This window comes from Thalassotalea sp. G2M2-11, assembly GCF_017168195.1.
Taxonomy (GTDB): Bacteria; Pseudomonadota; Gammaproteobacteria; order Enterobacterales; family Alteromonadaceae; genus Thalassotalea_E.
The window spans coordinates 74,196-87,153 of record NZ_JADNYL010000002.1 but is presented as its reverse complement, the minus strand read 5'-3'; the positions used below and the strand labels follow the sequence as shown (position 1 = coordinate 87,153).

Sequence of the window (12,958 nt, the reverse complement as noted above, 5' to 3'; positions counted from 1 at the left end):
CTTGATGACTTATTGTTATTTATCAAAAATAGGAATACGCAGAGTTTCCTGCTGAACGAGTTTTTTTACCAGAGTCGGAGAAACTTGATAAAATTCATTAACGTACTTTTGAGCGTCTAAGTATGCACGGATCTGCTTTTTTACCTGACATGGATTTTGACAGGCTAAAGAAAAAACCAAGGTGTATTGACCGGGAGAGTTTTCTGAAAGTTTTTGGGCGTATTGGTCGGGAGATTCAGGCGTACAACCAATGCGAACCACATCAGTAAATAATGAGTGGGTCATGACATATACATTACCTGTAGTAACAGAGTTGTCGCAACTTGATGTTTGAGCATTCGTCATTATTGATACAATTACTTATAAGACAGGAAGCTGATAACTTTATTATAGCCTGAACTACTGAGCAGCAATAGCTGCTTTGTTATATATTGGTAATAGGTCTGCTTTTAAACGTGTGATTTTCGTCATTTAGGCTGATTAGCAGCATGTTAGAGATCATATTGCTTTTTGAGTAACTGATATGCGTCACTATGGCGGTATTTATCAAATTCTTGATTAAAGAGTGTCAGGTGCTTTTGCCGCTTAAAGGCTAATCGGTAATGGGTTTTCGGAAAAATAGGGTGAATGATAAAAGCATCTTGTTTATTTGGTACGGCCAGCTGATTGAGTAAGTAATTAAAAATGTTTTTATCCATAACTAACACTTGCACCCGTTTTTTCATTAATAACACTGGTTGTTGTGCCTGGTTAGCCACACTTAAGTAGAGTGGACTTTGATTAATTGCAGTGGAGTATTCGTCTCCTAATACCTTATCGGCTTTTTGAAATGCTGCGATGGAGTAATTTGCTAAATCGCTGATACTGTCAATAGATAAATTTTCACTTGCTAATGATATCGCCACGTTTTGATAGGTGATGTAGCGATCACTTAGCTTCGATTCGTCTTTAAAAACACGGTTGTTGGTGGTCATCACCACATCAACCTCTTTAACATCGAGCATTTTGACAGAATGGCCAAATGAGGTATAAATAAATTCAACAGAGTAGCCCATTTGTTCAAAGACATTTCTGATCAGATCTAATTCAAAACCACTGTCATTGTGTTGAATAACATAGGGGGGTTTGGCTAGGCCTACGGCAACCGTTAACCGCTCCTTTGCTTGAATGTTCGAGGATAAAAGCGAAATAAATATCAGCCAAATGAAAAGTTTAAATACTGTTGTTCTCATTTACATAAATACCCATAAGTGGGGGAACTGCTATTGCTATGCTGTAAGCTGTTAAGTACTAATCTAGTAGAGTATAACACATTAACTTTTTGAAAATGTGAGCAAGCGATTATTGGCTGGCATTTCATGGTCATCTGTCAATTGTAGCCCTGCCAACGCAGCTTGTTGGTTTATTTTTTCGATATCTCGTATGCCGCTATTAACATCACGTTCTTTTAACCAAAGATCAAAATTAGCGTTACTTTTACTGGTAAATTTACCTTGATAATTAAATGGTCCATAAATACATAATGTGCCATGTTGAGCTAAATGCTTTCCTGCCTGATGAAAAAATTTTTCGACTAATGACCAGCTAATAATATGCATGGTATTTGCGGTGAATATACCATCCAATGATTGAGCCTGATGTGCTTGAGTAAATCTCTGTGGCCACTTATTAGCGAGATCTAATGATAGCGCAGAGTGTAAATTACTCAGTTGAGCTTCTTTGATACGATGGTTAATCGAGGGATGATTACTAGGCAAATCACTGGTATACCAACTAAGGTGTGGTAAATGTTTGGCAAAGTATATCGCATGCTGACCTGTGCCAGAGCCCACTTCAAGTACAGTTTTTGTTGTCGCAAAGGCCTGTGACAGTACCGTTAAAATTGGTTGCTTGTTGTTTTCACAGGCTTGGGAGAATGCAATGGTCATTATTTTCTCGAATTAACTATATTCGTCAATCGTTAACATCGGCGATATCGCCGCGGGTGACAGGGTAACCTAAATGCATCCAGCCAAAAATGCCTTCCCATAATACGGCTGTACGAGTATAACCTCGCTGCCTTAACTTATTGATGGTGTAGTCAGCAGCGGCTCTTGGACAGGAGCAATAAGCAACTATCTGAACATCTTTAGGTATGCCGGCAACTGTTTCATCAATATCAGCATAGTAGGGAAAGGGGATGGAGCCTTTGATATGAGCATTCTGCCACACCGAGGTTACGCGTGTATCTAGCAACACCATTTTTTTCTTATTTTCCAACGCAGCATAAAGATCTTCGGCTAAAACATACATGTCATCTTTTAAAGTAAAGTTAGGATCACCACCTTGCTTATTGATCACGTATTGTTCTGGTGTAGGAAGGGCTTTTAAAATAGGTTTTTGCTCTTGCCAACCACTGGCTTTACTGCGTAAGAATGCGGTGACATTGTTGATGTCTTCGCTGGAAAGTTTATCTTTAAAAGAGGGCATGGGTGTATCTTGACGACCTTCTTGAATCGCGTGGCGAATAAATTCATCGGTATTATGAGCAAGGGCCGATTGGTTTCCTAATTCAGGTGCAGTGATCCCTTCACCATTAGCACCATGACATTCAGTACAGTTTGCTTGGTAAACCTCTGCGCCACGTTTAATGTCGCCGTGTATAGGGTTAGTTGAAAACTTTAAACGCTCAAAGCCTGCTTGTTCATATAACCAATAAGTGAGATCCCATGTTTCATCTAGGGTCATCGGGCCACCAACTTCATCTAAATAGCCACCCATTGCCGTGCCTTTGCGGCCATAAGACATTGGGCGCAAAATTTGGTGAGCCACTCCTGACTCCATGAGGCTTTTACTTCGTAAGGAAGGCGCGTGATCATTGACATGGCCTTGACGATCTTTGCCATGACACAAGGCACAATATTTTTGATAATTTTCGGCGGCAACTAAAGCTTGTGCCTCGGTCAGTTTACGAGGGGGCTTTAACGTTTCTCTTTCCGTTGTAAAAGCCTGACAACTCGTCGTTATGCTGATGAGCATAGCGCTAAAAAATATAATCGTTATATTATTCATTTCATGGCGTTTTTTGTAAATTATAATAGTGTCAGGTTACTGCGCTTTCATCACAGAATCAATTTATAGCTGTCGATAGAAAAGTATCGTAACAATTTTGAGCAAGTGTTACTCAGCCAGATAATTGATATATCTGGCTAGGGCTGTGATTAAAATGGGCTTGGGTATTGTTTTAACGTTTGATCTATTTCCGTGATGATTTCTGGTGCTAATGGTGTTTCAAAGGCAGCAATATTTTCGGCCAATTGTGTGATGCTGGTGGCACCAATAATGGTAGAGGTTACTCCATCCACTTGATCAACCCAAGCTAATGCCAATTTGGCAAGAGAAATATTATGGCGTTTAGCAATTTTTTGATAGGCGATTACTGCTTGCTCAACTTGTTTGGTATCTCTAAATAATCCGTGTCGCTGAATTAGCGTCCAGCGAGAGCCTTTGGGACGAGCCCCTTGTAAATATTTACCGGTCAATGCGCCTGTCGCTAACGGAGACCAAGGCAAGTATGCAATATCTTCATGGCTACAATTTTCAATTAAATAAGGCCAATCTTTTGTGTGTAATAAGCTAAATTCATTTTGAATTGACACCATTTTAGGTAAATTGTGCTCTTTACTTAATTGTAGGTATTGATTGATGCCCCAAGGAGTATCATCGGACAAACCGCAATAGCGTATCTTTCCTGCAGCAACACAGTTTGCCAGCCCGTGTAATATATCGTGCATGACTTCTTTTTGTTGTTCTGCATTAAATTGCGTGTAATTAAGTTGATTTGGCCAATGTTTCGCAAAGTGAGGTGAAGAATAATTTGGCCAATGTAGTTGATATAAATCGATATAATCGGTTTGCAAGCGTTTGAGTGAGTCATTAACGGCTTGCTCAACAGTAGCACCACTAATATCACTACCACCACGTATATAGTTCAGTCCTGGCCCTGCAATTTTAGATGCCAGTATAATTTTATCTCGGCGTGTTGGGTTTGCTGTGAGCCAATGACCAATAATACGCTCGGTTTTCCCATAAGTGTCTTTGTTGGGAGGGATTGCGTACATCTCAGCAGTGTCTATGAAGTTGATCCCTTGAGTTTGCGCGTAATCTATTTGTTCATTCGCCTGCTGTTGATCATTTTGTACTCCCCAAGTCATGCTGCCCAAACAAACACGTGACACTTCTAGCGAGCTACTACCTAAACGAACATACTTCATGGATACCTCATTATTTACTTTCAACACGCCCGATTGATTTAATCCGTTAAGGGTATGAAATATTATGGTTAATTTAAAGTGCTATTGTGAGGTAAGCCAACTAGGCGGTGAAAAACATACCAGAAGTATTCATGGTTAATCGATATTTGCGCTGTTTATCTGTGATGTTGATCGTTATAATTGCGATCTTTTTTCAAGTTTAAGGTAATTTCATGAAGGCACCATTATTTAGTGAGATTTTGGAAATCTGTCAAGCAATCGCACAAGCATCTAGCGATAATGATGACAATCAGCGTACGAAACAATATCAAGCACTTATTAAGCTATGTGCAGCGAATGAAAACTCTCCCAAAGATCATCCTTTGCAGTGGGAAGCTTTAGCAGATTTTACTAATGATTCTGAGCAAGCTATTGAGATTTATCAAAAAGGTTTAGTATGCGCAGAAAAGCTCAATTATGCCGATTATATTGCCTCTATTTATCTCTCAATGGCACAACGTTATCAAGAAATGGAATTGACGGACAAAGCTGTACAAGCAGCAACGCACTCGTTCGATTTAATAGAGCAGGTTGAAAATAAAGAGCTTTGCTCCGATATCAGCGAGTATTACCAACAATTAACTGCAGAATAATAGATTATCGGTTAAAACAGCAGTGATGTTTTTCAATACATTTCACCTGTAACGCTTTCACTCTTGTTGTGTTTGTCTGTGGCTTTTTGCCTAATTGTTGATAAATTTTAGTTAAACGTTGATCGAAAAATATCAGTGCTATCGCTAATAATATCCACATTAAAGGTAGGTAAAGCAAAGAAAATAGAAGATCGCCTTGCTGAAGTACATTGATGGCGATAGGAATTAATAATAATAGACATGCCATGATGCGATATAAGCGTTGGAGTATATTAAAAAACATTTTATCTTCCTTAATCATTGGGATCGATATGATCGCAATGATAGACCTTAGACAAACTTTGCTCAAAGGGATTATATTCACCTAAAAGGTGAATATAATTCATCTATTTTAGTTTGTTTGATAAGCGAGGTTAGGTGATTTGAGTAACCAGTTTAAGAAACAGCGAATATCATGACGATCTTTATCTTGATGACGATAAACTGCATAAAGTGAACGGCCATATGGGATTGTTTTTTCGAATGGGTTAACCAGTAATTTTCGTTTTACCAATGAGCTTTCTATTGGTAATAAGGCCAAACATAAGCCCAGCCCTTGTTCTGCCGCATTGAGTGAAGCTTCGTAGTTATTAAAGCTTAGTTGATGGTTTAACTGCGTTGGTTTTATACCGACAGCTTTGGCCCATTCTCGCCAGATGTTTTCCATATTGGTTAAATCAATTAATGGTATTTGGTTAATTTGTTCAACTGTTGATAATTGATGTTTTTTGGCAAACTCAGGTGAACACAAAGTGGCAACATGTATATCAAGTAGTTTTTCAACGGCTACCTCTGGCCAATCACCATCGCCAATTCTGATGGCTAAATCAAAGTCGTCATAGCGAAAATCGCTGATATCTAAGCCCGTTTCAATCCGAATACCAATTTCAGGATGCGCAAATTGAAATGCACTTAACTGAGGAAGGATGACATTGGTTGCCATTGTTGAAAACGTCGATATTTTTAAATGGGGCGCTGCAAACTTTCTCTCAACGGCTTTAGTACCTGCTTCAAGTAACTCAAAGCTCTGTTGTATGTAGTCTAGATACAGTTTTCCTGCTTCATTGAGTTCTACGCCTCGGCTCTTGCGAATAAAAAGAGAAAAACCAATAAACTCTTCTAAAGATTTAATCTGATGACTAACAGCCGAGGGAGTAATAAATAATTCATTACTTGCCAGTTTAAAGCTCTGTAAGCGTGCCGCGGCTTCAAAAATGCTTAATAAATGTAATGGTGGTAGTGATTTAGCCATAGTTTAATTGCGCGTTTAAATAGCGATGGTTTACTCTAGTCTATATTAAACTATAGGTGAATCAAATTAATGCAAACATTTTTTCAATAGGCGTAAAAGCCCTAATCGAGATGTTTTGCTGTGGTTGTGATCAAAGTATTTAAGCTAGCGCTTAAATAATAGAAAGGGTGTTAAAGCAGGGCGATTAAAGTGATAGAATCTCGCCATTGAAATCTATTAATGGCTTTGCGCTTTGCAGTGTAATTAAAATCGCTGCTAATTTACTTTTCAAAGTAAGTGCCGTTAGTATTTTTATGCCTTATATAATGAATAACAAGGAAAAACATGACAGAACAGCAAGCATACCCTATCGGTGAACCAGGTAAAAAATGGGGAGCTGAAGAAAAAAAGCAATGGTTTGCCAAGCAAACAGTCAAACGTTCTTATGAGCAAGAAGTGTTAAGTCAGTTATCCCAAATCCATTCGGCACTTGAGTTAACGCAAATTGGTGGATTAAGCCTAGATAAAGCACGTTACCCCGTTTTTGCCGTAGTTAATAAAACTTTCGATGCGAATAAAAAAACGGTATTGATCACCGGTGGCGTGCATGGTTATGAAACCAGCGGCGTGCATGGAGCATTATTATTTTTAAAAACACGCATTAGTGATTATTTATCGCAGTTTAACTTCATTATTTGTCCATGCGTCAGTCCTTGGGGCTATGAGACTATCAATCGTTGGAATCCTAATGCTGTTGATCCTAATCGTTCATTTTATGCCGATTCTCCCTCAGAAGAAGCGGCAAATGTGATGAATTTTATTGCCTCGTTAGCTGTGGATGTGGATATCCATTTTGATTTACATGAAACCACAGACTCAGATAATAGCGAATTTCGCCCAGCATTAGCGGCGCGTGATGCATGTGTGCATGATAACTGGAATATACCTGATGGCTTTTACTTAGTTGCCGATAGCACAAAGCCACAAGTTGAATTTCAGCACGCAATTATTGAGTCGGTTGAGAAGGTAACCCATATTGCGCCAGCAGATGAAAATGAGCAATTAATTGGCGTACCATTGTCTCAGTTTGGCGTGATCAACTATGCTGCTCGTGATTTAGGGCTATGTATGGGATTGACGGATGCTAAATATGTCACCACCACCGAAGTATACCCAGACAGCCCTAAGGTGAATAATCAAACGTGTAATTTAGCACAGGTTGCGGTAATTACCGGTGGACTGGATTATATTTTGAACAATGATGCTTGATTTCTCGTTATTTAGCGCTTGAATAACCCGATAAACGTGGTATTTTGCGTTAACTTTTTTGATAGGACTATAGTTATGCCAAAGGCAAGTGAAATAAAGAAAAATGCAGCAATTGAACACAATGGACGAGTGCTTATTGTAAAGGATATTGAGCGTTCTGTACCGCAAGGCAGAGCAGGTGGTAGTTTATATCGTATGCGTATGTATGATGTAGTAACAGGTGGTAAGGTTGATGAAACCTTTAAAGACGTTGAAATGTTAAATTTTGCTGATCTGGTACGTCGCGCATCTATGTTTTCTTATATTGATGGTGATGAATATATTTTTATGGATAATGAAGATTACACTCCGTATAACATCAATAAAGAGAGTATCGCGGATGAGGTGTTATTCATTAATGAGGAAACACAAGGTTTAAGCGTTATTCTGGTTGATGGCACTCCTGTTGCAATTGATTTACCTGCCAGTGTCGAATTGGAAGTAGTAGAAACTGACCCGTCTATTAAAGGGGCTTCTGCTACGTCTCGTACTAAGCCTGCAACCTTATCAACAGGTGTGGTTATCCAAGTGCCAGAGCATATTTCAACAGGTGATAAAGTTAAAGTGAATACTGAAGAAAAGAAATTTATGGGGCGTGCAGACAAATAGTCGCTAATGCAATCTCTATTTTAGATTTTCTGCTTCAGAAGAATAAAGTAAAAGGGTATGTCATCACCGACATACCCTTTTTTATGATTTAAGTAACAATATTATTTAGCTAGCCGATGTTTTTTCAGCGCGATAGACATCAAAATTGATATCTTCTATTTTAAAACGCCCGAGTAATGTGCCGATACTAAATAGGGCAATTACCTGAAAATAAAGACTATTAATGATAATTTCTGCTAAGTTAAATTGATAAGCATTGACCCATGAATGAGCGATGATGTATAGCGTCATAAAAATGCTCACAAAGACCATTGAATGAATGACAAACTGGGTTTGTTTGTGACGCTGAGCATTGGTCTGATAGGGATCTCGTTTCTTACCATATAAATTTGCCATGACTAAAATGATAAATAAAATATTAACCCCAGTCACTGTGGCTATTTTTATTGCAACATCGGTAGTTAGTGTCAATCCACTCAAATAAAGTTCGAAGCCAATAAAAACAATGTAAGTGAAAACGGCGACAGCGACAGAGACTGGTGAAACATAATTAAATAAGCGTCGTGGTTGTAGTTCCGCTTTTCGGTTGTTTTGGTGATGTTGTTCTCTCATTAGTTTTAAATGTTTACAGCTTAGAATTTCCAGTAAAAACAGTGGAAGCATTTGGGCTAAACCAAATAATAATGGGAGATCATCAAGTATATTCAAGTGATCATTATAATCTGGCACTATCAGTGTGAAATAGGAAATCATCATTAAACCCAAGATGATAAAGAGATAGTTTGCATACTGATAACATATTTTAATTGTTTTTATACGCTCAACCGAAATAGGGTACAGTTTTGGGTATTCCTTCTCAGGACAATGGCTTAGTACATAATCAATGCGACGGACCACTTGTGTAGGGTAAAAATAAGATAAAAACCAAATCTGGCTTAGTAATACTATTAATATAATAATAGACATAATGTTTCCTTAATTTTTGTTGTTATTCATCACGTGGTTAAAAGCAATTCTTATTTCTGAATCTGTAGCCCCTGATTTTTTTAAAAGGGTAATCGCTTCTGTCAGCTTTTCCGTTAACCAGTGGTTGAGATCAAAATCACAATTTGCTTTTGCTTCGGGATGAACAAACGTTCCTCGGTAGCCTTTAGCCTGAATTATTGAATCTCTCTCAAGCAATCGGTAGGCCTTAGCTACTGTTTTACTATTAATTTCCAAATCATTTGCTAGTTGCCTAATGGATGGCAATGCATCGCCTGGTTTTATTAAGTTGTTATTGACGGCTCGTTTTATTTGCTCAACTAACTGAGTAAACAATGGCATTGGATCGTCAATATCAATTTCTATCTCCATAAATTATATGCTCCATGTGTACCATGTGTAATAATGGTACATATGGTTTGCTGGATTTTCAAGCAAATATGTAAAGAAATTGAGTAAAGTGGTTACTTGATGGTATAAGTTATTTATATCGTTAGTTTTTATTAGGATAAAATTTTGGCAGGTGTAAGCTTATTAGCATTAATTGATGATATTGCAACCGTTTTAGATGACGTGGCGATATTATCGAAAGTAGCTGCGAAGAAAACGGCAGGGGTATTAGGTGATGATTTAGCGTTAAATGCTGAGCAAGTCTCTGGTGTTAAAGCTGAGCGAGAATTGCCAGTGGTTTGGGCGGTTGCTAAAGGATCATTCGTCAATAAGCTAATATTAGTCCCGATGGCATTGCTGATCAGCGCCGTGTATCCGCCGCTGATCACGATTTTAATGATCATTGGTGGATTGTTTTTATGTTTCGAAGGCGCTGAAAAAGTAACAGAGAAACTGATGCAAACTTCCTCGGACAAAACACATAAATTACAAGAAAAGGCGCAACAGCTATCGGATAAAACGCTTGATTTAGTTAAATTTGAACAAGCCAAGATTAAAGGGGCTATTCGTACCGATTTTATTCTATCGGCTGAGATCGTGGTGATTGTTCTTGGCTCGGTCAAGACGGCTGAATTTGAAACGCAAGTTCTTGTGCTATCTAGTCTGGCGCTGGCGTTCACGGTTGGCGTTTATGGGATTGTCGCAGCGATAGTTAAGCTTGATGATTTAGGACTTTATCTGTTAAGAAAGTCAGTTTCAGGTCGCTTTAATCGCTTACAAAAAATGTTAGGGCGTGCTTTGTTGATTTCTGCACCAGCATTGATGAAAGCCTTAACTGTTATAGGCACTCTTGCCATGTTTCTAGTTGGTGGTGGTATTATTAGTCATAATTTTAGCTGGCTTCATCATCTAAGTGAGTTGTTCAGTAAGTTAATCGTAAGTTACAGCTCAAATTTAATGGTGCCTGTCGCTCCCATTGTATTTAACGCCATTGTTGGATTAATCGCAGGTTTAATCGTGATGCTTATTGTTAACTTATTTAAAAAAGTGAAGCAAGCGGTTCATTAATTTCAATGTTTGATAACTTAAACCAACTGACTAACGCCGCTTTGGCAAGCAATCAGCAGTTTATCGCTTAATTCGTTATCGTTAACGGCTTTTGCTAAAGCAAGGCCACCGATCATTAGGGCCGCTGTTTGTAATGCGGTGTTTTCATCTTTGGTCAATCGTTGGGCATTATCAATAAAGCGTTTAAAAACCTCGGTATAGGTGTTTTTGACATTCTCATCTTGCTGGTTAATGTCAGAGATCAAAAAGGCGAGCGGACACAGATGTTGAAGTTGTTCATCTCTATGTGCTTGACTTAGATAGCGCTGACTCAAGGTTGCTAAACAAGTGGTTGAATCATGAGTATGTTGTTCTTTTGCCAGCTGTGAGCCCTTTATCATCGCTTGTGCATACAGATCACTTTTTGATGAAAAGTGGCTATAAAAAGCACCTCGAGTGAGTTTAGCATTCGCCATGATTTGATTGATTGATACTTGCTCAAATCCATAACGTGTAAATAACTGTGCAGCACTTTCTAAAATACGTTGTTTGCTCTTTAATTTGTGTGATTTTTCCCAGGCCATAATTTGTCCCTAATATATTTTATTATCAATATTTGGATATCTGTACGTTTGACTGTTCCTAACAGGTGTATGTTTACTTGGAAACCACACTGCTTGGTTTTTAATGTCATCGTCAAATATAAAAGCTCAACATCTTGTGTGAGTAAACAATGGCTATTATTTCATAAAATCAAAATATGTTCTTGAACATATTTTGATTTCCTTTAATTTCACTGTCAGTTGACAAATAAAAGGAAAAGTTATGACAAATTCAAGCACCGCTCCAACGACAGTACAGATTTACGGACCAAGTTTTTCATCGTTTGTACGCTCGGTGATGTTAATCTGTGAACAACATCAAATTGGCTATACCACAGGCTTTGCAATTGACGGAGATGAATTTACCTTGGGAAGTGCACAGCATTTAGCGCTGCATCCGTACGCTAAAATGCCGGTGTTAAAACATAACCAGGTTATTTTGCCTGAAACTGCCAGTATATGCCGTTACTTGGTGAATACTTTTGCCTCAGAAGCAAATAATCAACTCTCTGTTGTGCAGCAAGCAATAATCGATAGTTTCTGTTCGTTAGCGACTATCTATTTGAATCAGGCAATTATGAGGGATTATGTTTTAGAGTTTGCTTTTCCAAAAGGAGATAATGGTGAAGTACGGTTAGATAAAGCAAAAGCTGCTCAGCCTGCAGTCATCGCAGCATTGCAAGTGATAGATAATGAACTTGCTAATGGTGAAGCGCTAAATAATGACACTTTTTCTATTGCGGATGCGCTAATTGCTCCACAACTTTATTACTTATCAAGTTTACCAGGGGAATTTAACGTGCTTGATAGTGTACCTGCAGTGAAGGCATATTTTAATCAGTTGATGACATTAAGTATTTGCCAAAAAATTCTTGTGCCTAAATGATAATCAAGCTACCTATTCTTAAACTTTGGTGTTATTTTTATAAATATGCCCGATCAGTTTAATGATACCGTTGAAGGAATAGTAGAAATGCTCAAAACACCTAAGCAATATGCTGAAACCGCCCAAGAATTATGTGTGTTACCAGACATTTATATGAAATTAAAAGAGCTATTAGATGATGAAAAATCTAGCTTAGAAGATATTGCTAAACTCATTTCACTTGAGCCAGCGTTAGCGTCTAATCTACTAAAAATTGCTAATAGTTCCTTGTTTAATTTTCCTCGTGAGATCGACTCTATTGATAGAGCGTTGATGATTTTAGGGATCCGTGAAGTGGAAAACTTGATCAATACTTATGGGGTGACGGCAGCGTTTTCTGGCATAGATCCGCATATTGCTAATATGGATCGATTTTGGGAAATCAGTGTCGATTGTGCGCTATTAACCAAGTTTTTGGCTAAAAAAGTGGGTATAAAAAATAGTGAAGGACTGTTTTTATCAGGGTTATTACATAATATCGGCCAATTAGCCATTGTGCATAATGAGCAACAAAAAGTGAAGTTTTGTGAAGGCTATAACTCTGAAGAAACCCCATGGGACAGACAATTAGCGGCATTTGGTTTTTGTTTTTCAGATTGCAGTGCTGAGCTATTGTCTTTATGGAACTTACCAGAAACTATTATTGCGCCTATTCGCGAGTATAGAAATGCCTATAGTGAAGAACTAGGTGAAAGTGCTTCATTATTGTTTATTACCACTCGTTTAGCCTTGATTAATTCTCATCCGGGCATGTATTCGAAGAAAACATTTTTAGGTCAGCATTTGATGGATGATTTATCGTTAACTTCTGAGGATATTGATGAAGCATTGGAGTTTTGCAATGCTGAGGGGATGTCTATCATGTCGGCGCTCAATGTTATTTAATATGCAAACACGCTTCATGTGATTGTCACTGTTTGGTCAAAAATCTATCATAT

At 38.1% G+C, this 12,958-nt stretch carries 16 protein-coding genes; 6 read left to right on the top strand and 10 right to left on the bottom strand.

Going from position 1 to position 12,958, the window contains the following annotated elements; translation table 11 throughout:
• Nucleotides 1–15: 15 nt before the first annotated feature.
• The 5 genes from IV514_RS06260 to IV514_RS06240 form a co-directional block, all read right to left on the bottom strand.
• The gene (locus IV514_RS06260) at nucleotides 16–345 is read right to left on the bottom strand and encodes a GIY-YIG nuclease family protein (RefSeq protein ID WP_206484111.1); all 330 of its coding nucleotides are present in this window, start codon (nucleotides 343–345) and stop codon (nucleotides 16–18) included.
• Between the two features lie 146 nt (nucleotides 346–491).
• Entirely contained in the window at nucleotides 492–1,232 is a 741-nt protein-coding gene (locus IV514_RS06255; RefSeq protein ID WP_206484110.1) for a transporter substrate-binding domain-containing protein, read from the bottom strand.
• An 81-nt stretch (nucleotides 1,233–1,313) separates the two neighbouring features.
• The gene (locus IV514_RS06250) at nucleotides 1,314–1,928 is read right to left on the bottom strand and encodes a DUF938 domain-containing protein (RefSeq protein WP_206484109.1); all 615 of its coding nucleotides are present in this window, start codon (nucleotides 1,926–1,928) and stop codon (nucleotides 1,314–1,316) included.
• Nucleotides 1,929–1,953: 25 nt separating this feature from the next.
• Nucleotides 1,954–3,051 (bottom strand): c-type cytochrome, encoded by a 1,098-nt coding sequence (locus tag IV514_RS06245; protein WP_206484108.1) that lies wholly within the window; start codon nucleotides 3,049–3,051, stop codon nucleotides 1,954–1,956.
• A gap of 149 nt (nucleotides 3,052–3,200) precedes the next feature.
• Nucleotides 3,201–4,253 (bottom strand): aldo/keto reductase, encoded by a 1,053-nt coding sequence (locus IV514_RS06240; protein WP_206484107.1) that lies wholly within the window; start codon nucleotides 4,251–4,253, stop codon nucleotides 3,201–3,203.
• Nucleotides 4,254–4,465: 212 nt separating this feature from the next.
• Here IV514_RS06240 and IV514_RS06235 point away from each other — a divergent pair, with 212 nt between their 5' ends.
• Complete coding sequence (locus IV514_RS06235) at nucleotides 4,466–4,885, top strand: hypothetical protein (protein ID WP_206484106.1); 420 nt, start codon at nucleotides 4,466–4,468, stop codon at nucleotides 4,883–4,885.
• Nucleotides 4,886–4,889: 4 nt separating this feature from the next.
• On the opposite strand, the gene IV514_RS06230 is transcribed toward IV514_RS06235, so the two are convergent.
• Nucleotides 4,890–5,168: a hypothetical protein gene (locus IV514_RS06230; RefSeq protein WP_206484105.1), complete on the bottom strand. Its 279-nt coding sequence runs from the start codon at nucleotides 5,166–5,168 to the stop codon at nucleotides 4,890–4,892.
• A 108-nt stretch (nucleotides 5,169–5,276) separates the two neighbouring features.
• On the bottom strand, nucleotides 5,277–6,176 hold the full coding sequence (locus IV514_RS06225; RefSeq protein ID WP_206484104.1) for a LysR substrate-binding domain-containing protein: 900 nt from the start codon (nucleotides 6,174–6,176) through the stop codon (nucleotides 5,277–5,279).
• 324 nt (nucleotides 6,177–6,500) lie between these two features.
• Here IV514_RS06225 and IV514_RS06220 point away from each other — a divergent pair, with 324 nt between their 5' ends.
• Together IV514_RS06220 and yeiP are read left to right on the top strand one after the other, a co-directional pair.
• On the top strand, nucleotides 6,501–7,424 hold the full coding sequence (locus IV514_RS06220) for a M14 family metallocarboxypeptidase (protein ID WP_206484103.1): 924 nt from the start codon (nucleotides 6,501–6,503) through the stop codon (nucleotides 7,422–7,424).
• 75 nt (nucleotides 7,425–7,499) lie between these two features.
• Complete coding sequence (gene yeiP / locus IV514_RS06215) at nucleotides 7,500–8,072, top strand: elongation factor P-like protein YeiP (protein WP_206484102.1); 573 nt, start codon at nucleotides 7,500–7,502, stop codon at nucleotides 8,070–8,072.
• A 105-nt stretch (nucleotides 8,073–8,177) separates the two neighbouring features.
• Here the strand turns inward: yeiP and IV514_RS06210 are convergent, their stop codons facing one another.
• Together IV514_RS06210 and IV514_RS06205 are read right to left on the bottom strand one after the other, a co-directional pair.
• Entirely contained in the window at nucleotides 8,178–9,038 is an 861-nt protein-coding gene (locus IV514_RS06210) for a hypothetical protein (protein ID WP_206484101.1), read from the bottom strand.
• A 9-nt stretch (nucleotides 9,039–9,047) separates the two neighbouring features.
• The gene (locus IV514_RS06205; protein WP_206484100.1) at nucleotides 9,048–9,428 is read right to left on the bottom strand and encodes a GntR family transcriptional regulator; all 381 of its coding nucleotides are present in this window, start codon (nucleotides 9,426–9,428) and stop codon (nucleotides 9,048–9,050) included.
• A 144-nt stretch (nucleotides 9,429–9,572) separates the two neighbouring features.
• Here IV514_RS06205 and IV514_RS06200 point away from each other — a divergent pair, with 144 nt between their 5' ends.
• Nucleotides 9,573–10,514: a DUF808 domain-containing protein gene (locus IV514_RS06200; RefSeq protein ID WP_206484099.1), complete on the top strand. Its 942-nt coding sequence runs from the start codon at nucleotides 9,573–9,575 to the stop codon at nucleotides 10,512–10,514.
• A 17-nt stretch (nucleotides 10,515–10,531) separates the two neighbouring features.
• Here the strand turns inward: IV514_RS06200 and IV514_RS06195 are convergent, their stop codons facing one another.
• Nucleotides 10,532–11,077, bottom strand: coding sequence for a TetR/AcrR family transcriptional regulator (locus IV514_RS06195; protein WP_206484098.1), 546 nt, complete (start codon nucleotides 11,075–11,077; stop codon nucleotides 10,532–10,534).
• Between the two features lie 241 nt (nucleotides 11,078–11,318).
• On the opposite strand from IV514_RS06195, the gene IV514_RS06190 reads away from it, so the two are divergent.
• Both IV514_RS06190 and IV514_RS06185 read left to right on the top strand, forming a co-directional pair.
• The gene (locus tag IV514_RS06190) at nucleotides 11,319–11,981 is read left to right on the top strand and encodes a glutathione S-transferase family protein (RefSeq protein ID WP_206484097.1); all 663 of its coding nucleotides are present in this window, start codon (nucleotides 11,319–11,321) and stop codon (nucleotides 11,979–11,981) included.
• A gap of 45 nt (nucleotides 11,982–12,026) precedes the next feature.
• On the top strand, nucleotides 12,027–12,905 hold the full coding sequence (locus IV514_RS06185) for an HDOD domain-containing protein (RefSeq protein ID WP_206484096.1): 879 nt from the start codon (nucleotides 12,027–12,029) through the stop codon (nucleotides 12,903–12,905).
• Nucleotides 12,906–12,958: the final 53 nt, after the last annotated feature.